The organism is Flavobacterium polysaccharolyticum, assembly GCF_038739875.1.
In the GTDB taxonomy this organism is placed as follows: Bacteria; Bacteroidota; Bacteroidia; order Flavobacteriales; family Flavobacteriaceae; genus Flavobacterium; species Flavobacterium polysaccharolyticum.
The window spans coordinates 54,850-73,317 of the sequence record NZ_JBCGDP010000012.1 but is presented as its reverse complement, the minus strand read 5'-3'; the positions used below and the strand labels follow the sequence as shown (position 1 = coordinate 73,317).

The 18,468-nt window shown below is 36.7% G+C and carries 18 protein-coding genes; 5 read left to right on the top strand and 13 right to left on the bottom strand.

Annotated elements, in window-relative coordinates:
* Nucleotides 1–70: 70 nt before the first annotated feature.
* From WFZ86_RS12790 to WFZ86_RS12740, 11 genes are all read right to left on the bottom strand, one after another.
* Nucleotides 71–943, bottom strand: a complete 873-nt coding sequence (locus WFZ86_RS12790) for a sugar phosphate isomerase/epimerase family protein (RefSeq protein WP_342692281.1) — start codon at nt 941–943, stop codon at nt 71–73.
* 19 nt (nt 944–962) lie between these two features.
* Complete coding sequence (locus WFZ86_RS12785; protein WP_342692280.1) at nt 963–1,853, bottom strand: hydroxypyruvate isomerase family protein; 891 nt, start codon at nt 1,851–1,853, stop codon at nt 963–965.
* Nucleotides 1,854–1,863: 10 nt separating this feature from the next.
* A complete protein-coding gene (locus WFZ86_RS12780; RefSeq protein WP_342692279.1) occupies nt 1,864–3,099 on the bottom strand; it encodes a nucleoside permease in 1,236 nt (411 codons plus the stop codon).
* Nucleotides 3,100–3,142: 43 nt separating this feature from the next.
* On the bottom strand, nt 3,143–3,853 hold the full coding sequence (locus WFZ86_RS12775; protein WP_342692278.1) for a 3-keto-disaccharide hydrolase: 711 nt from the start codon (nt 3,851–3,853) through the stop codon (nt 3,143–3,145).
* A gap of 169 nt (nt 3,854–4,022) precedes the next feature.
* A complete protein-coding gene (locus WFZ86_RS12770) occupies nt 4,023–5,486 on the bottom strand; it encodes a Gfo/Idh/MocA family protein (RefSeq protein WP_342692277.1) in 1,464 nt (487 codons plus the stop codon).
* Between the two features lie 14 nt (nt 5,487–5,500).
* Nucleotides 5,501–5,860 carry a c-type cytochrome gene (locus WFZ86_RS12765; protein WP_342692276.1) on the bottom strand — a complete coding sequence of 120 codons (360 nt, stop codon included), beginning with the start codon at nt 5,858–5,860 and terminating at the stop codon, nt 5,501–5,503.
* A gap of 17 nt (nt 5,861–5,877) precedes the next feature.
* Nucleotides 5,878–6,930, bottom strand: coding sequence for a sugar phosphate isomerase/epimerase family protein (locus WFZ86_RS12760; RefSeq protein ID WP_342692275.1), 1,053 nt, complete (start codon nt 6,928–6,930; stop codon nt 5,878–5,880).
* 10 nt (nt 6,931–6,940) lie between these two features.
* Nucleotides 6,941–8,095 carry a Gfo/Idh/MocA family protein gene (locus tag WFZ86_RS12755; protein ID WP_342692274.1) on the bottom strand — a complete coding sequence of 385 codons (1,155 nt, stop codon included), beginning with the start codon at nt 8,093–8,095 and terminating at the stop codon, nt 6,941–6,943.
* Between the two features lie 16 nt (nt 8,096–8,111).
* The gene (locus WFZ86_RS12750) at nt 8,112–9,815 is read right to left on the bottom strand and encodes a GMC oxidoreductase (protein ID WP_159685388.1); all 1,704 of its coding nucleotides are present in this window, start codon (nt 9,813–9,815) and stop codon (nt 8,112–8,114) included.
* A 47-nt stretch (nt 9,816–9,862) separates the two neighbouring features.
* Nucleotides 9,863–10,423 carry a gluconate 2-dehydrogenase subunit 3 family protein gene (locus tag WFZ86_RS12745; protein WP_342692273.1) on the bottom strand — a complete coding sequence of 187 codons (561 nt, stop codon included), beginning with the start codon at nt 10,421–10,423 and terminating at the stop codon, nt 9,863–9,865.
* Between the two features lie 346 nt (nt 10,424–10,769).
* Nucleotides 10,770–11,162 (bottom strand): glyoxalase, encoded by a 393-nt coding sequence (locus tag WFZ86_RS12740; RefSeq protein WP_342692272.1) that lies wholly within the window; start codon nt 11,160–11,162, stop codon nt 10,770–10,772.
* Between the two features lie 69 nt (nt 11,163–11,231).
* Here WFZ86_RS12740 and WFZ86_RS12735 point away from each other — a divergent pair, with 69 nt between their 5' ends.
* Nucleotides 11,232–11,615: an acyl-CoA thioesterase gene (locus tag WFZ86_RS12735; RefSeq protein ID WP_342692271.1), complete on the top strand. Its 384-nt coding sequence runs from the start codon at nt 11,232–11,234 to the stop codon at nt 11,613–11,615.
* Nucleotides 11,616–11,631: 16 nt separating this feature from the next.
* Here the strand turns inward: WFZ86_RS12735 and WFZ86_RS12730 are convergent, their stop codons facing one another.
* Together WFZ86_RS12730 and WFZ86_RS12725 are read right to left on the bottom strand one after the other, a co-directional pair.
* Complete coding sequence (locus WFZ86_RS12730; protein WP_342692270.1) at nt 11,632–12,924, bottom strand: mechanosensitive ion channel family protein; 1,293 nt, start codon at nt 12,922–12,924, stop codon at nt 11,632–11,634.
* The gene (locus tag WFZ86_RS12725) at nt 12,917–13,201 is read right to left on the bottom strand and encodes a DUF3817 domain-containing protein (protein ID WP_315154854.1); all 285 of its coding nucleotides are present in this window, start codon (nt 13,199–13,201) and stop codon (nt 12,917–12,919) included. Before WFZ86_RS12725 ends, WFZ86_RS12730 begins: the two co-directional genes overlap by 8 nt.
* Before the next feature lie 105 nt (nt 13,202–13,306).
* On the opposite strand from WFZ86_RS12725, the gene WFZ86_RS12720 reads away from it, so the two are divergent.
* The 4 genes from WFZ86_RS12720 to WFZ86_RS12705 all read left to right on the top strand — a co-directional run bounded on the left by WFZ86_RS12720 (nt 13,307) and on the right by WFZ86_RS12705 (nt 18,327).
* Nucleotides 13,307–13,843, top strand: coding sequence for a DUF6155 family protein (locus tag WFZ86_RS12720; RefSeq protein ID WP_342692269.1), 537 nt, complete (start codon nt 13,307–13,309; stop codon nt 13,841–13,843).
* Between the two features lie 104 nt (nt 13,844–13,947).
* Entirely contained in the window at nt 13,948–15,486 is a 1,539-nt protein-coding gene (locus WFZ86_RS12715; protein ID WP_342692268.1) for a DEAD/DEAH box helicase, read from the top strand.
* 122 nt (nt 15,487–15,608) lie between these two features.
* Nucleotides 15,609–16,943: a DEAD/DEAH box helicase gene (locus WFZ86_RS12710; protein ID WP_342692267.1), complete on the top strand. Its 1,335-nt coding sequence runs from the start codon at nt 15,609–15,611 to the stop codon at nt 16,941–16,943.
* A 109-nt stretch (nt 16,944–17,052) separates the two neighbouring features.
* On the top strand, nt 17,053–18,327 hold the full coding sequence (locus tag WFZ86_RS12705) for an NAD(P)/FAD-dependent oxidoreductase (protein WP_342692266.1): 1,275 nt from the start codon (nt 17,053–17,055) through the stop codon (nt 18,325–18,327).
* Nucleotides 18,328–18,468: the final 141 nt, after the last annotated feature.

Here is an 18,468-nt window from a genome sequence, read left to right as displayed (position 1 = left end):
TGTAGCACTGTCGTGTTTTTGACACATTCGTGTACATCGGGGTCATGCCTAAATAATAAAGGGAAATATTTTATAGCAATTGCTTACTAACGTACTGGCAACTTGTTTTGATGGATTCCATTGGGTTGGGAGAGTAGTTGGTTTCTTGCTCCACAAAAAAGTGCTGCATGCCTGAGGCTTTGGCTTGTGCAAAAATGGCTTTGAAATTGATGTTGCCTTCGCCAATTTCGGCATTCCAAGCGGGATTGTTTTTGTCCATGTCTTTAACGTGCCACATGGTGAAGCGGCCAGCATGGTTTTGGAACAACTGCAAAGGGTCATTGCCGGAGCGCACTACCCAATACAAATCTAATTCAAAATCGACCAATTGCTTGTCAGTTTCTTGTAGCAAAATGCCATAACCGGTTTGGTCACCAAATTTCGTGAATTCAAAATCGTGGTTGTGGTAGGCCAGTTTAAGTCCTGCTTTTTTACACAAAAGTGCGGCTTCGTTGGCTTTTTGGGCGATACGTTTGTAGTCGTCCAATTGGCTACGCAAAGCGTCTTCTAGCCACGGAATCACCACATAGTCGCTTCCCAACTGATTGGCGCACTCGATGGAGGCTTTGAGGAAGTCGGCATTGTTGTCTTTGATAAACGTTTTGAAATCATAATGCCCACTAGGTGCTTTGAGTCCGTTGTCGTTTAGGATTTTTTTAAAGTCTTTGGGCGAGGTGCCAAAAAAGCCCTTTTCGCCCGCAAATCCGTAGGTTTCTACTTCTTTGTAGCCGGCTTTGGCAACGTGTTCTAGCACGCCTTTGACATCTTTGGAAAAGGCTTCGCGCAAGGTGTACAATTGAATTCCGATATTTTTAGATTTTGCCGCAAAGGCTAGGGAAGGAGCTAGGGCAACGGCGCCCAAGGCCAACCCACTATTGATGATGAAATCTCTACGCTTGATCATGATGGTTCGTTTTTAGGTGTTAAATATCACAAATGGTGATGGCTTGTTGCAAAGCGGCCATTTTATCTTTTTGTTTCGGCATAAATTCTTGTCCCACAAAACCTGTAAATCCAGTGGCTGCAATGGCTTTCATGATGGCGGGATAATTAAGTTCTTGGGTTTCGTCTATTTCGTTGCGGCCCGGTACGCCCGCCGTGTGAAAGTGGGCAATGTACTGGTGGTTTTCTTTTATGGTGCGAATCACATCGCCTTCATCAATTTGCATGTGATAGATATCGTACAAGAGCTTGAAATGTGGCGAATTGATTCTTTTGGCCAATTCTACGCCCCAATACGTTCTGTCGCACTGATAATCTTTGTGATCGATTTTGCTGTTGAGCAACTCCATCACTAAGGTTACTTGGTATTTTTCGGCCAACGGAATCAAGGTTTGCAAGCCTTTTAAACAATTGTTCCAGCCTTCTTCATCGGTTTTGCCTCTGCGGTTGCCACTAAAGCAAATCAGGTTTTTATAGCCCGCCTGAGCCACTAACGGAATCATAGCAGTGTAATTCTTTATGAGTTGGTCATGAAATTTAGTATCGTTGAATCCGTCTACGAGATTCAATTCGGCGCCATTGCACATGGTCGATACTAATTGGTGTTTTTGTAGGATGGGCCAGTCTTTGGGACCCACCAAATCAATGCCTGTGATGCCTATTTTCTTGGCTGCAATACAAAGCGCTTCGAGTTCCATATCGCCAAAACACCAGCGCGCTACGGAATGGTTTATTTTTCCTTTGGTCATAAAATCAGAGGTATGGGGTTCTACAGTCTGTGCCATAGCCGAAAGTGAACTAGGAATTCCTATAGCCACAGTACCAGCTATAAGGCCTTTTAGTGCGGTTCTTCTATCAAAATTTTGGCTCATGTTTTGGATTTTAAAGAGTGACCGTTGTTTTGACTTCTTTTTTTTGATCAAAAAATAGGGCAAAAATCAAAAACACTGCAAAGGCAATTCCAGCAGGAATAATCCAAACCATCTGCCAGTTTGTTCCTCCGTCAACTGTTTTGTAATTGTCGGTGATCCAACCTGCGACAGCAAAGCCAATCAGCATACCGATACCATAGGTTGCCAAAGTAATCAAGCCTTGTGCAGCACTTTTGTATTTTTCACCCGCTTTGGAGTTGGTGTAAATTTGTCCCGAAACAAAGAAAAAGTCATAGCAAATTCCGTGTAATGCAATACCTATAATCAACATAAAACTCAAATCGCTGCCGTTGCCATACGCAAACAAAACGTAACGAATCGCCCAAGCAAGCATTCCAACAAGTATGGTTTTCTTAAAGCCATAACGCCCAAAAAATACTGGAATCAAAAGTAAAAACAAGGCTTCTGAAATTTGTCCAATTGCCATTTTCCCTGTTGGATTTTCAACACCAGCTGCTGTCAAATAAGGATGTGCATTTTGATAGTAAAAAGCTAACGGAATGCAAATTAGGATTGACGATATAAAGAAGATTAAGAAGTTTTTGTCTTTTAATAATTGTAGTGCGTCTAGTCCTAGAATATCAGTGATTTTTACTTTTTCGTCGCTTACTTTTGGTGGTGTTTGAGGCAAAGTGAAACTAAAAATTCCTAAAATCAATGCCGCAATACCTGCTAATAGAAAAGTGTTTTTGAGCAATCCTTGACCAATAGCTTCGGTCGTGTCCCAATGAAAAATAAAACTAATCGCTAACCCTGCCAAAATCCAACCAATGGTTCCCCAAACGCGAATGTTCGCAAACTCTTTTTCAGCATCTTTCATTTGGTTAAACGCCACGGAATTCACCAAAGCCAAAGTGGGCATGTACAACACCATATAACTTAACACATAAGTATAAAACAAGCTTACATCTTGCGATTGATACATTTGATACATCAAAAAAGCACCTGCCAAATGCAAAATACCCAATATCTTTTCGGCATTAAAATAACGATCTGCAATCAAACCAATGATAAATGGTGCAATAATGGCTCCCCAAGATTGGGTAGAGAAAACTGCTGCCGTCTCAGCACCCGAAGCCTTTAAATTGTTTCCTAAAAATGTCCCCAAGGTGACAAACCATGCCCCCCAGATAAAAAATTCAAGAAACATCATGACAGATAATTTAATGCGGATAGTGTTATTCATAGTTTTAGGTGGTTTTTTAGGTTAGTAGCTAGTGGGTTAGGGGCTATTTACAGCCTGTTGTGGTTTCCATGGTATTCCATTCTTTGATTAGAATGTTACGGTACCAAACATTGTCTCCGTGGTCTTGCAAGGCAATTTTTCCTTTTTTGAAGGTTCCAAATCCAGGCCAAGCTTTGAATTTACTTCCTGCTACCAATGCTTTAAACGCATCATCCCAAAGTACTGTCTCTACGATAATTACACCATTTAAAACATAAGTCAATTTGCCGTTTTTACAAACTACTTCTGCGGTATTCCATTCCCCTACAGGTTTTACCGGTTCTGATTTACTCTGAATCAAATCATACAAATCTCCCGCACGGTGTTTGGTAATTTTTCCATCAGGATGACCGTCATTGTCTAACACCTGCATTTCTAAACCAGTCTCATACGTGTTTTTGTATTTCTGTGGATTTTCATTGATATAAAAAATAATCCCACTGTTGGCTTTTGGGGCTACTTTCCAATCCACTTTCAAGTGAAAGTTTTCGTATTCCGCATCGGTAACGATGTCGCCACCTTGACCATTTTTGGCTGCTTCGGGGTCAAAATGCAAGACACCGTCTTCTACTTTCCATCCAGCACCCACGTTAGTTTTGCCGTAAGTATGCCAACCGGTTGTTGTTTTTCCGTCAAAAATCGGTTTAAATCCTTTTTGTGCTTGTACGGTTTGAGCGATTACCAAAACCATAAGTGTTGCTACTATTTTCTTCATATCTATAGATTATTTTTTAGTTCATTTAATTGTTTGGAGCGGTTAGGAAAAGGCTTTTTTGTTGTCAAAGTCCCGCTGTCCGCTATATCTTTGCTTTTTAACCCAAAAAGCAAAGGATGCCGCTGCCATCGGGGCTAGGGAGCCACAAGCTGAATTCTTGGTTACAAGCTTAAAAACTCAAATTTTTCCAACCTTCTCTGTAATTTCGTTTTACAAATTGGTTTACCTCGTCTACATTGGTTACTTTTTTGGCGGTATTGTCCCAAAGCAGTTTTACCGAACGTCCTGGATACACATCTTCTCCCAATACTTCTTTGTACAAATCATAACCTCGAACGGCAAGATTCGCCATCAATAAAGCTTCAGTCAACGGACCTGCAATCTCGAACGGTGAACTCAATTCTTTTTTGCCATAACCAGCAATACAACCTTCAATCCATTGTTTTTGGTGACCGCTGGCTCCGTCTTTCACACGAGGATATTTCTCGGCAATCTTTAGGTTTTCATTGCGACTCAAAGGCAATAATCTTGGATTTTCACTGTAGGTATCGCAAATCATTTTTCCTTTAGTTCCAATAAACAAAGTTCCGTTTCCTCCATCACCAAAGATTTCGTTGGCACCTAATTCCTCAGGACGTTCTGGCTGAATGCCTCCATCCATCCAATGTACTTTGACATCGCCTTTGGTTTTATCCGTTTTAGGGAAAGTCAATACCACGTGGCTCGACGGCGGACAACTATCTGGGAAATACCCTCTTTTGAATTCATCCACATACACAGAACCCACGCTACATTGAACGTCTTTAGCGTATTTCAAATTCAATACAGAAAATGGTGCTTCTAGCAAATGGCATCCCATATCGCCCAAGGCACCTGTTCCATAATCCCACCAACCACGCCAGTTGAACGGCACCAGTTTGTCGACATAATTTTTACTTGGTGCTGTTCCCAACCACAAATCCCAATCTAATTCTTTTGGAATATCGGCTTTTGCAGTAGACCACGGAATCCCTTGTGGCCAAACGGGTCTGTCGGTCCAAGCATAAACAGTGTGCACATCGCCAATCAAATCGGCTTCAAACCATTCTTTTAGCAATCGCGTACCATCATTCGAAGCCCCTTGATTTCCCATTTGAGTTACCACTTTATAGCGACTTGCAGCTTGAGTCAACATATGCGCTTCATAAATGTCATGCGTCATAGGTTTTTGCACATACACATGTTTACCCAATTGCATGGCAGCAAAGGCTTGAATCGCGTGATTATGATCGGGTGTTGAAACCGAAACGGCATCAAAATTTTTATGCTCTTTATCGAGCATTTCACGCCAATCTTTGTAGAATTTTGCTTTTGGCAAGGCCTTTACGCTATTGGACGCTCTGCGCGTATCAACATCACATAAATAAGCTACGTTGGCTAATCCGCTTTTTTCAAATGAAGCAATATCGGACTGGCCTTTTCCGCCTACACCAATACTCGCAATAAGTAATCGGTCACTTGGCGCTACAAAACCTCTTCCCATTACATGACGTGGAATAATCATAAAGGCTGCAGTTGCTAGTGCGCCTTTTTTTAGAAAATCCCTACGAATTGTGGATTCGGGCTCTTTTTTTGGGTTAAAATCTTGATCCATAGATGGGTTTCAATTTATTTGTTCAATGATAAAATGTACTTCGCAATTTTTTTGGCATCGTCTTTTTTCAACGCACCGTGAGCAGCCATTGGAATAGCGCCCCAAACACCTGAACCTCCTTTGATAATTTTATCCGATAAATAATTGATGTTTTTATCATTCATTGGATATTTTTTGGCAATATCTAAATACGATGGGCCAATTACTTTTTTGTCAATTTTATGGCAAGTAGCGCAGTCTTGTTTTGCGATTAACTTTTCACCTTCTGAAGGTTGTTCTGTTGGAACTACTTTGTTTTTTGGAATGAGTTCATAATCAGAAAAAGCGCTCAAAACACTTACACTAATGATGGCTGCCATTATTTTAATTTTCATTTTTCTTGCTTTTATATTTATAATCCTAAATTTTTTCTGTTCAATTCGGTGTTGGTACTGACTGCTGCAAAATCATCAAAAGCTTTATCGGTGACCTTAATGATATGTTTTTTGATGAATTCAGCGCCTTCTCTCGCACCTTCTTCTTGATTTTTCAAGCAACATTCCCATTCCATTACGGCCCAACCTTTGTAATTGTACTGCGCCAATTTGCTAAAAATGGTTTTAAAATCAATTTGACCATCACCAGGTGAGCGATAGCGCCCCGCGCGATTGAGCCAACTTTGATACCCTCCAAAAGTGCCTTGTTTTCCTGTAGGATTGAATTCGGCATCTTTTACGTGAAAGGCTTTAATGCGCTCGTGATAAAAATCGATATACTGCAAGTAATCCAATTGTTGCAATACAAAATGCGAAGGATCGTACAACAAACAAGCGCGTTGGTGATTGTTAACGGCTTTTAAAAACATCTCGTAAGTTTCGCCATCAAACAAGTCTTCACCTGGATGAATTTCGTAGCAAACATCGACACCATTTTCGTCAAATGCATTTAGTATGGGCAACCAGCGTTTGGCGAGTTCTTTGAATCCTTCTTCAATTAATCCCGGTGGACGCTGAGGCCAAGGATGAAAATATTGCCATAACAAAGAGCCACTAAAGGTTGCATGCGCTTCTAAATCTAGATTTTGAGAAGCCTTGGCGGCATAATGCATCTGTTGTACTGCCCATTCTTGTCTAGCTTTAGGATTAGCGCGTACATGAGTAGGAGCAAATCCATCAAAAAAATCATCATAAGCGGGATGTACAGCCACCAATTGTCCTTGCAAATGAGTTGATAATTCGGATATTTTTAGTCCGTAAGAGGCAACTTTTCCTGTAAGTTCATCAGCATAGGTTTTGCTTTCGGCAGCTTTTTGTAAATCGATAAAGCGAGCATCCAAAGTTGGAATTTGAATCCCCTTGAATCCCAAATCAGCCGCCCATTGACAAATACCGTCTAATGAATTAAAAGGAGCTTCATCTGAGATAAATTGAGCTAAAAAAACGGCTGGGCCTTGCATTGTGGTCATTTCTTTTGATTTAAATTTTAAATTCGGTCCATTTTTGAGTCGAACGCCCTGAGGCAATAACATTTTCTATAAAAGCCATCCCGCGTACACCATCTGAAACGGTTGGGAAATCAAGCATTTCAGCAGTTGGTTCTTTACCTTCTAATTGTGCTTGAAGGGTTAAAGCGAAGTTTTTATACAAATTGGCAAAAGCTTCTAAATACCCTTCAGGATGTCCGCTTGGAATTCTGGAATTAAATGCAGCGATGGACGATACATAACCATTTCCAGTGCGATAAATTTGTGCTGGAGCATCTAGCCATTTTACGATTAAGGTATTCGGTGCCATTTGGTGCCATTCAAGGCCACCTTTTTCGCCATATACTTTAATTTTAAGACTGTTTTCCTCACCAGCGGCAATTTGGCTGGCCACTAATATTCCGTTGGCACCATTATCAAATTTGAGCAACACATTGCCGTCATCGTCCAATCGTCTGTTAGCTACAACGGTATTGATATCAGCGCAAAGTTGGGTAATTTTCAATCCTGAAATGTATTCGGCTAAATGAGCAGCATGAGTTCCAATATCGCCCATACAACCACTAATTCCACTCTTAGAAGGGTCAGTGCGCCAAGCGGCTTGTTTGTTCCCTTCCTTTTCAAATGAAGTACTCAACCAACCTTGAGGATATTCCACCATAATTTTGCGGATTGCACCCAATTGGTTATCGGCTATCATACTTTTGGCTTGTTTCACCATAGGATAGCCAGAATAGGTGTGTGTAAGGCACAATTGTAATCCTGTTTCCTTTACTTTTTGAGCTAACTGTTTGGCTTCTTCAAGGGTTAGTGTCATTGGTTTGTCTAAAACCACATGAAAACCGTAGTCTAACGCCATCATAGCTGGGGCAAAATGTGCGTGATTGGGTGTAACAATCGATACAAAATCCATTCTTTCGTTGGGCGGTAATTGTGCTTCGGCGGTAATCATCTCTTCGTAAGAACCGTAACATTTATTTTTTGGTAAAAACAAAGCCTGACCTGATTCTATCGATAGTTCAGGATTAGAGCTAAACGCACCGCAATGCAATTCAATCAAACCATCAATGTTGGCGGCAATGCGGTGTACTGCTCCAATAAAAGCATTTTTACCACCGCCAATCATTCCCATTTTTAATTTTCTCATGCTTGACAATTGGTCTCTATATATTTTTCTTTTTCAATTCTTTTACGGCATAATCACAAGCTCTTGCAGTCAAAGCCATGAAGGTCAATGATGGGTTTTGGCAAGCTACAGAAGGCATACAAGAACCATCTGTTACAAAAACATTGCTTACTTCGTGCATTTGATTCCATTTGTTCAAAACAGATTCCTTAGGGTCGTTCCCCATACGAGCAGTTCCCATTTCGTGTATGGCCATACCTGGGAAACAGCCATTATCATAAGTTTTGATGTTTTTTAACCCTGCAGCTTCTAGCATTTCTGCGGCATCATACATCATGTCTTCGCGCATTTTGGCTTCATTTTCTTTGTATTCACAATCGATAGCCAAAACAGGTTGTCCCCATTTGTCTTTTTTCGAATGGTCGATATAGACTTTATTTTCGTAATAAGGCAACATTTCTCCAAAACCACCTAGACCCATAGTCCAAGAATCAGCTGGTCTTGACATAGTTTCTTTAAAATCACCACCAAAAGCCAATTCAGCGACTTCTTTATGCCAATTCCCTCTACTAGCGCCTCCTTGGTATCCAAAACCTCTCAAATAATCGCGTTTATCACCATTAAAGTTTTGGTATCTTGGAATGTAAATTCCATTGGCGCGTCGTCCGTAAGTATATTTGTCTTCAAAACCTTCGGCAGTTCCTTCGGCACCACATCTAAAATGATGGTCCATTAAGTTATGCCCTAATTGTCCACTACTATTTCCTAAACCGTTAGGATGTGCCTCAGAAGTAGAATTCAATAAAATGAAAGTAGAACCTAATGTTGAACCATTAACAAAAACAATTTTGGCATAGAATTCCATCGTTTCATTAGTTTCAGCATCAATGACCATAACGCCTTTGGCTTTTTTGGTGTCTTTGTCATAAATAATATGATTGACAATCGAGTAGGGGCGAACGGTTAGTTTTTTCGTAGCCATTGCTGCTGGTAGAGTGGCAGATTGAGTACTGAAATAAGCCCCAAAAGGACAACCTCTGCTGCATAAATTTCGGTATTGGCAGCTGCCTCTACCATTAAGAGGTACGGTCAAATTGGCTGTACGACCAATCGTTAGAATTCTAGATTTATTATAATGTTTTTCGATACGTTCTTTCACTGATTTCTCGACACAATTCAAATCCATAGGAGGTAAAAATTGTCCGTCGGGTAACAAAGGCCAACCTTCATTTTGCCCACTAATTCCAGCAAATTTTTCTACATAATCATACCAAGGCGCAATATCCTTATAGCGAATAGGCCAATCATTACCATGACCATCTCTCGCATTGTCCTCAAAATTGTGGTCACTCAAGCGGTAACTCTGACGCCCCCACATTAAGGATTTTCCTCCTACATGAAAACCTCTATACCAATCAAAACGTTTGTCTTCAGTATAAGGACATTCCAAATCATTAACCCACCAACTTTCGGTTGCTTGATTGTACGGATAATCACGGGTTTGCACCGGATGTGTGCGTTTTTGTTCCTCGGTCATTTTGCCTGCATACGGAATTTCCCAAGGCGCTTTCATCGCTGAATCGTAGTCTTTGATATGTTCAATGTTTTTACCACGTTCGAGCATGAGTACTTTGAGACCTTTTTCGGTTAATTCTTTGGCTGCCCAACCACCACTTATTCCTGAACCTATAACGATGGCGTCATAAGTATTTTGCTTTTTTAAATCGGTATTGATATTCACGAGTTGCTTTTTTTTGAATTAATACTACAATTGAATTCCAGTTCTTTTTATGTGGCCCAAGCTTTTTGTCCTGGTTTATAGGGAGCGCTTCCATCATATTTTCCAGGAATAGGCAAGTATTCACGAGCTTGAGTACAACCAATTTCAGAAGAGAAATAACCTAAAATGGTCAAATCTCTCGCTATCAAAAAGAAAGAAGGTTCTTTATTACTATCGATAGCCTCTTGCTTCAAATCATTCATCAATTGGACTTTTTCTTCAGTAGACAAAGCCAAGAATTCTTTATTGAATTTTGTTTTTGATTTTGCAAGCATGACTTCATACCCATTTTTGAAAACCGTTTGCAGTTTTGGAGGATAACAATCTTTTACAATCAAAGGAATCAATGCTCCTACACCAGCTGCTTTAGCACCAGAAGAGGAAGAAGTGGTAGGCAAAATTATTTCAGCAAATTCAGCTAAAATTTCTTCTTCGGAAGCCGAATACAAATAAGGACTTTTTCCTGGTTCGTAGACTGTAAAACTTTCAAACAAAACACCCATTGTTGTAGCAGAAATAGCGCCACCCATCAAATAAGCTACTTTTTTTAATGCTTCTCTTCGATCCATTTGAATAAAGTTTAAAGGATTAGGTTTTTATCAATAAAAAATTTAATTATCAATATATTACAATAATAAGTAAAAAAATGACAGATTATTTTTTTTAATCTTAATTAAATATCATTAATAAATAATTAGCAATGATTATTTTATTTCTATAGAAAATGATGAAAGAATAGAATCAAGATGGGAAAATGAATACGATTTATTAATTTTTTTAAGAGTACTTTTTTGAACAACAACATTTTAAAACGAATTAAAAACAATTATTTATATTATTTATCTTATTAATATTTATATCAGAAGATTGAATTTGTTTTTCATTGCGTTAAAATGACATTAAAGATTTTTGAACTTACTTGTCTAACAATTGAATTTGGCTTTTAAGTCTTTCAATTAACATATTCATCATTCGTTTGTTTAGATTGGATGAATTTTGAATATAGGTTTGGTATTCTTCCAAGGTAAAAAGACCAATAACAATTCCTTTTAAAGCATTTCTAAACTTAATATCCTTTTGAATTGAATTTTCAATCAAAAGCAGTTTCTTTTCAGTAGATAGATTATAAAAGTCTTTTTTATTTTTAGTTATATAATTTTCAAATGAAGCTAGAAATAAATCATTTTGAAGTTTTAGAATAGGGCGAAGTGTTTGGTTTTGAAAGGCTTCCTCGTTTGAGGAGTACTGAGTTATTGTTCCAATGGCTTCACCTCTTAATTCTTTTAGAAGAAGATCTCTTTGATTCATTGTTTTTTCTTTAAAGTTAATCAAAAAGTCTTTTGGTAATTTCTTAAATTTGGAAATAAACCTAAAAAAATGAGATTTCATACTAGAAAATGGGTAAAACCCGAAGATTTAAATCCAAACGGAACGTTGTTTGGTGGTCGATTATTGGCTTGGATTGACGAAGAATTGGCTTTGTACACGATTATTCAGCTCGAAAATTCCCGAATTGTGACCAAATACATGTCAGAGATCAATTTTACAAGTTCGGCTCGACAAGGTGATATTATTGAAATTGGTATTGATGTTATTCAATTTGGCAACACCTCATTAGTGTTAAAATGTGAAGCCAGAAACATGATGACACGTGAAACTATTCTAACAATTGATAAAACTACAATGGTAAACCTTGGACCTGATGGTAAACCAAAAGCGCATGGAAAAACTGAAATTGAATATGTTAAAAACAGACTATAAAAAAAAGGGACACCAATTAAAGTGTCCCTTTAGTTTTTCTCACAGGCAATTCGTAATCTAGAAAATTGCTTTCAGACGGCATTTCATATACTTCCAAATGAAAGTACTTAACTGAAGCAATGACATGATCAAAAATATCAGCCATTATATATTCGTAATTTTCAAAGCGTTTGTCAGTAGAAAAGGCATACACCTCCAACGGAACTCCTTGAGCAGTAAGTTGTAATTGCCGACAAAGCATAATCATGTTTTTATTCAATCCTGGATGCAGATGCAAGTATTGATTGATGTATTTTCTAAACAAGCCTAAGTTAGTCATGTTTCTTCCGTTGATGGCTATACTTTTATCTACTGCATTAGCTCGATTGTACCGATCAATTTCAGCTTTACGAGATTGAATATAAGGCCGAATAAGTTCTATTTTTTGCAATTCATCTAATTCAGTATCTTCTAAAAATCGAATACTTCCTGCTTTAATCAATATATGTCTTTTAATTCGTCTTCCATCTGATTTCAGCATTCCTCTCCAGTTATGAAAAGAATCAGAACTTAAGCTATACGTCGGAATTGTTGTGGTTGTGTTATCAAAATTTCTAACTTTTACCGTAGCCAAATTGATTTCAATTACATCGCCATCTGCGCCATATCTGTCCATGGTTATCCAATCGCCAATGCGAACCATATCATTGATGGCCACTTGAACACTAGCTACAAAACCTAAAATAGTATCTCTGAATATTAAAATGATTATAGCTGATACCGCTCCAAGAATGGTGAGCATTTCTTTTTGACTGATACCAAATAACTTTGAAATAATTACCGATATTCCAAACATCCAAAGTACAATCATAATTACCTGAATAAAGCTATCAATAGGTTTGTCGCTGTATCTTGGAATATGTTTGAGATAATCTTGGGTAGTATTCAATAGTGTTCGTATAATCCAAAGAACTAATAATACAATATACACCCCAACTAATTTTCCGAAAATATCTTCCCAATAATCATAGCGTTCTAAAATAATTGGAACCGATTTATAAATTAAAGTAAACGGAATTAATTGTGCGATGTAAATCACCGTTTTATTCGATATGATTAAATCGTCGAACTTGGTTTTTGTTTTTAGCGCAATGACAGCCATAGCCGTAACAAACAAAAACCTGAAAAACATATAAATAGTATAGGTTAAAACAATCAAAATAATGATGTTCAACACCAAACTCAAATAAGAAGAAAACGAATAACCCAATCCCCATTTTCTAAAAATAGGGTAGAGGAAATTAAAGAGTTGTTCTAATGTCTTATTCATTACTCAAGTATTTCTTTTCGATATAAAAAGTACCAAACGGAAGTAATGAACCTAAAATAATAATAGCAAAAGTAGGGAAGGACCATTTTTGAGCTTTTTTTAATAGTATAGCTAACAATACATACCCAATAAACAAAACACCGTGACTCATTCCTATCGGATACAAGAGCGTTTTGTATAAATCCATATTGTTGGGTTTAATAAACAACATGTTAGCTAATAAAACTAAATAAGAACATCCTTCTAAAATGGCAGTAATTTTGAATAATTTGAGCATCTCTTAAATTTAAGTAATTTTTATTGTGTCAAAATTAAGGATTCTTGTTGATTTCAGCGTTTGTAAAGTCAAAGTATTTACATTTACAATCCATAACGATTGAAAATGAGTAAACGCGAATTAAAAAAATATGTAGCCCAATTAACCAAAGAACAATTGGAAGAACAAGTACTAGAATTATATGAAAAATTCAGTTCCGTAAAAGTCTATTACAATTTTGTTTTTAATCCAAAGGAAGATACTCTTTTGCAAGAAGCAAAGCTCAAAGTTACTCATGAATATTTCCCAGTAAGAAACCCAAGCAGAAAGAGCAAGCCCAGAGCCAAAATGAGACGCTCTGTTGCTCAGAAGTTTATCAAGCATTTTATTCTTTTAGGAGTTGATCCTTTTGTAGTTACTGATTTAATGCTGTATGCAATAGAAATTGCACAAACGTTTGCAGCAGAAAATCCCATTAAAAGTGAGACTTTTTATAAAAGTATGTTCAATTCTTTTGAACAAGCAACAAATTATTGTATTGCTAATGGAATTTACACAGATTTTAAAAACCGAATTCTAGCAATTGCGGAAGAAACCAAAACAAAAAAGTGGCAAAACCGTTATGATTTTGAAACCTTAATCGATAAAATATCAATTTTGTAGCGCCTCTTAAATAAAATTATTTAATCAAAACTATATTTTTTATTTTAATAGTAGTGGATTAACTCTTTTTTCGGTGTATTTTTGCAAAAATCCAAGAAAATACAATGTTAGAAGACACTTTAGAAATTCGAGTTGAAGATAAAAAAGAACTTTATGCCTACCAAAAAGGAGATATAGATGCAATTTTTGAAAGAATAGATAATGCTCCAAATAATCATCATCTATTATATCAATTGCCTACAGGTGGTGGAAAAACAGTAGTTTTTTCAGAAATAGTTCGCAGGTATTTATCACAACATGACAAAAAAGTGGTTGTACTGACACATCGAATTGAGTTATGCAAACAAACTTCAAAAATGCTCAAAGGATTTGATGTAAAAAATAAAATCATCAATAGTAAAGTAAAAGAATTGCCAGACCAAAACGATTATTCTTGTTTTGTAGCCATGGTCGAAACTTTAAAAAACCGTATTAATGACGAAAAACTACATTTAGACAATATTGGCTTGGTCATCATTGACGAAGCGCACTACAATTCCTTTCGAAAATTATTGAGTTCGTTTAAGAATGCTTTTATTCTTGGGGTTACCGCTACACCATTGAGTTCTAATATCAAATTACCTATGCATCAAAGCTATGATGAATTGATTGTTGGTGATACCATTGGCTCATTAATAGACAAAGGATTCTTGGCTCGTGCTGTAACTTATAGTTATGATGTAGGATTGACTTCTCTTAAAGTCGGAATCAACGGAGATTATACCGTAAAATCTTCCGATGATTTATACACTAACATGGCCATGCAAGAAAAATTATTGCATGCTTACACCGAAAAATCTTTAGGTAAGAAAACCTTAATTTTCAATAACGGTATCAACACCTCTTTGTACGTTTACGAAACGTTCCGTGAGGCAGGTTATCCTATTCGTCATTTAGACAATACCAGTAATAACGATGAACGAAAAGAAATTTTGCATTGGTTCAAGCATACTCCAGATGCCATTTTAACCTCCGTAGGGATTTTAACTACTGGATTTGATGAACCAACAGTAGAAACCATTATATTGAATCGTGCCACAAAATCGTTGACGCTTTATTTCCAAATGATTGGTCGTGGATCAAGAAAATTACCAGGAAAAGATGAATTTACAGTTATCGATTTAGGAAATAATGCAGCAAGATTTGGTTTATGGAGTGAACCTGTAAATTGGCAACATATCTTCAAATCTCCTGAGTTTTATTTAGAAAATTTAAGAGATGATCACGAAATAGAATTGCATTTCAAATACCAAATGTCGCCCGAATTAAGAGCTAAATTTAGTAAAACTGAAGTAGTCACTTTTGATGTTGATGAAGAACATAAACTGGCAATAAAACAAAATTTACGTTCAAAAGTTGTCCTTGATAAATCCTTGGATCAACATGCTTCTATGTGTGTAGATAATGCTGAGCTCCCTCAAGAAGCTAGAGCGTTGGCTAAAGAATTAGATGAAGATATTGAATGTCGTATCAAGCGTTATTCAAAATGCCTTAGTCAATGTAGTAAAAACTACCGCGAATGGTTGGTGGATGATTACAAACAAAAACTTACCTTATTAATTGGTAAAAAATATAGAGAAAAAGTCTTAAGTGAATTAGATTAATTTTTAGGAGCTTTTTCCGGCTGTACACTGTATCTTTTCTTTTTTTAAAGAAAAAAAAGAAAAGGATGCCGTTCCCATCCGGGCTATATCAAGAAACAACAAGAATTTCAAAAACAGAAAACATGTCAAAACAATTCTCAGATTTAGGGCTTTCAGCACCCCTTGTTAAAGCGATTACCGAAATGGGAATTGTAACACCTACAGAAATTCAGTCTGAAATTATACCATTAGCATTGGCCAATACCACCGATTTAGTTGGAATTGCTAAGACAGGAACAGGGAAAACTGCTGCTTTTGGATTACCTCTTTTAGATAAAATCGATGTTACTAATACAGCTGTTCAAGCAATTGTTTTGGTACCAACCAGAGAATTAGGCAATCAAATTTTTGATAATTTGGTACAATTCGCCAAGTACCAACCTGCTATTTCAATAGCTGTTACTTGCGGAGGAGTACCGATCAAACCTCAAGTAGAGCGTTTGTCACTGCCTACACACATCATTATCGCTACCCCCGGTCGATTGATCGATTTAATCGAACGCAAAGCTGTTGATTTAAAAGCGACTTCTTTTTTAATTCTAGATGAAGCCGATGAAATGGTTTCTATTTTAAAGGATAGTTTAGATACCATTGTTGCTGAGTTGCCAAAAAAACATCAAACTTATCTTTTTACAGCAACACTTCCTGGAACTATAAAACAACTTATTCAGAATTACTTAAACAAAAACGTCATCCAAGTAAGTGCTAGTATGGAAACCATGGGTAATCAAGGCATTGACCATAAGTACATTGTAGTGGATCCCATAGAAAAACTAGACGTTTTAATGCATTTTTTGAATACAAAAGAAGGAGATCGTGGTATTATTTTTTGTAAAACCAAAGCTGCTGTTAATAAATTGGCTAAAAACTTGGCCATTAATAAATTTTCATCTGGAGCTTTACACGGAAGTTTGTCACAAGGAATACGTGATAGAATCATGGATCAATTCAGACAAGGGCATATTAGTATTTTGATTGCCACCGATTTAGCTGCACGTGGTATAGACGTAGCGGCCATCTCTTATGTGGTGAACTATCATTTGCCAGATACGTATGAAGCATATGTACATCGCAGTGGAAGAACTGCCAGAGCAGGAGCCAAAGGACTTTCACTAACTGTTTTACAAGCCGAGGAAGAAGCTGAAATTGCTGATTTTGAAAGAGAATTGGGATTACAATTTTCAAAATACCAAAAGCCATCAATGGCAAGTATAGAAGAAAATAATGCACTTTTGTGGGCCAAACAAATTTTCAAAACCAAACCTAATCACGAGTTGGATGCTGAATTCAAAACTAAAATAAAAACTATTTTTCACCATCTCACCAAAGAGGAATTGATTGAAAAATTAATCGCAAATTACTGGTTACAAAACAAAGCTGAAGCTACAGAAAAGCCTGTTAAAAAATTCAAAAACTAAATTTTTCTGCTAATTTATTTTTGTATTTTTATTGAGTACAAATAAAATATAGGACACAAAGATTGCCTCAGGTTTATCAATTGTGACTATAACTCTAAATCAGCAAAAGATGCATATTGTAATTATAGGAGGAGGTTTCGCAGGTATTAACTTGGCCAAAGCATTAACTAACCAAAAAGGAATAACCGTTACATTAGTAGACAAAAATAATTACAATTTTTTTCCTCCACTAATTTATCAAGTCGCTACAGCTTTTTTAGAACCTTCAAGTATTAGTTATCCATTCCGAAAGTTTTTTGCTGGAAAAAAGAATTTACAATTTCGTTTGGGTGAACTCATAAAAGTTATTCCAAACGAAAATAAAATTATTCTTAATAATGGTGAACTAAGTTACGATCAACTTGTTTTTGCCACAGGAGCAGAGACTAGCTATTTTGGAATGGAAAATGTAAGGAAAAATGCCATTCCAATGAAAACGCTTAACGATGCTATTGATATGCGAAATACCTTGTTAAAAAATCTAGAAAAAGCAGCGATTTGTAATGACATCCGAAAACGAAGAAAATTACTTACGATTGTTGTTGCTGGTGGTGGTCCTACAGGAGTTGAAGTTTCAGGAATGTTCGCCGAAATGAGAAAAAGTATACTTATAAAAGAATATCCAGAATTAGATACATCTGCCAGTAATATTTATTTGGTTGATGGTGGTGAGGCTTTGCTTTCGCCGATGAGTGTTGCTTCACAACAAGATACACTTGAAGCGGTTACAAAACTTGGTGTAGTTGTAAAATTGAATACACGCGTAGTTGATTATAAAGACGATACTGTATTTTTTGCTGATGGAAACACCATTCAAACCAAAAATTTGATATGGGCAGCCGGAGTAACCGCTAGAGAATTTGAAGGAATTCCATCCGAGAGTTATGGCCGTGGAAAACGTATGCTAACCGATGCGTTTAATAAAGTAAACGGTACGACCAATATTTTTGCTATAGGCGACACTTGTCTTCAAGTAACAGATATAAATTTTCCACAAGGACATCCACAAGTAGCCCAAGTAGCCATTCAACAAGGATTAAATTTAGCAGATAATTTCAAAAAATTACTTGAAAATAAAAATCTCAAACCATTTATTTACAAGGACAAAGGTTCAATGGCGATTATTGGTAAAAATAAAGCTGTGGTTGATTTACCAAAACCTAAAATGCATTTTAAAGGATTCATTGCTTGGATGATTTGGTTGTTTGTACATCTAATGTCATTAATTACATACCGAAATCGTATCAATACATTTTATCATTGGATGATTGCATATTTTTCTAAAGATCAATCGTTGCGCATGATCATCCGTCCAGACAAAAGAATTAAAGAAGAAATTATATAATCATTACTAAAAATAATAAATAAGCCTTTGTAAATTAACACGAAGGCTTATTTATTATATACTTATTTCTTATTACCTATGTTATTAATGAACTATAATTTATATTATGTAAAATAGAAAATTTGATATTTGAAATCAATT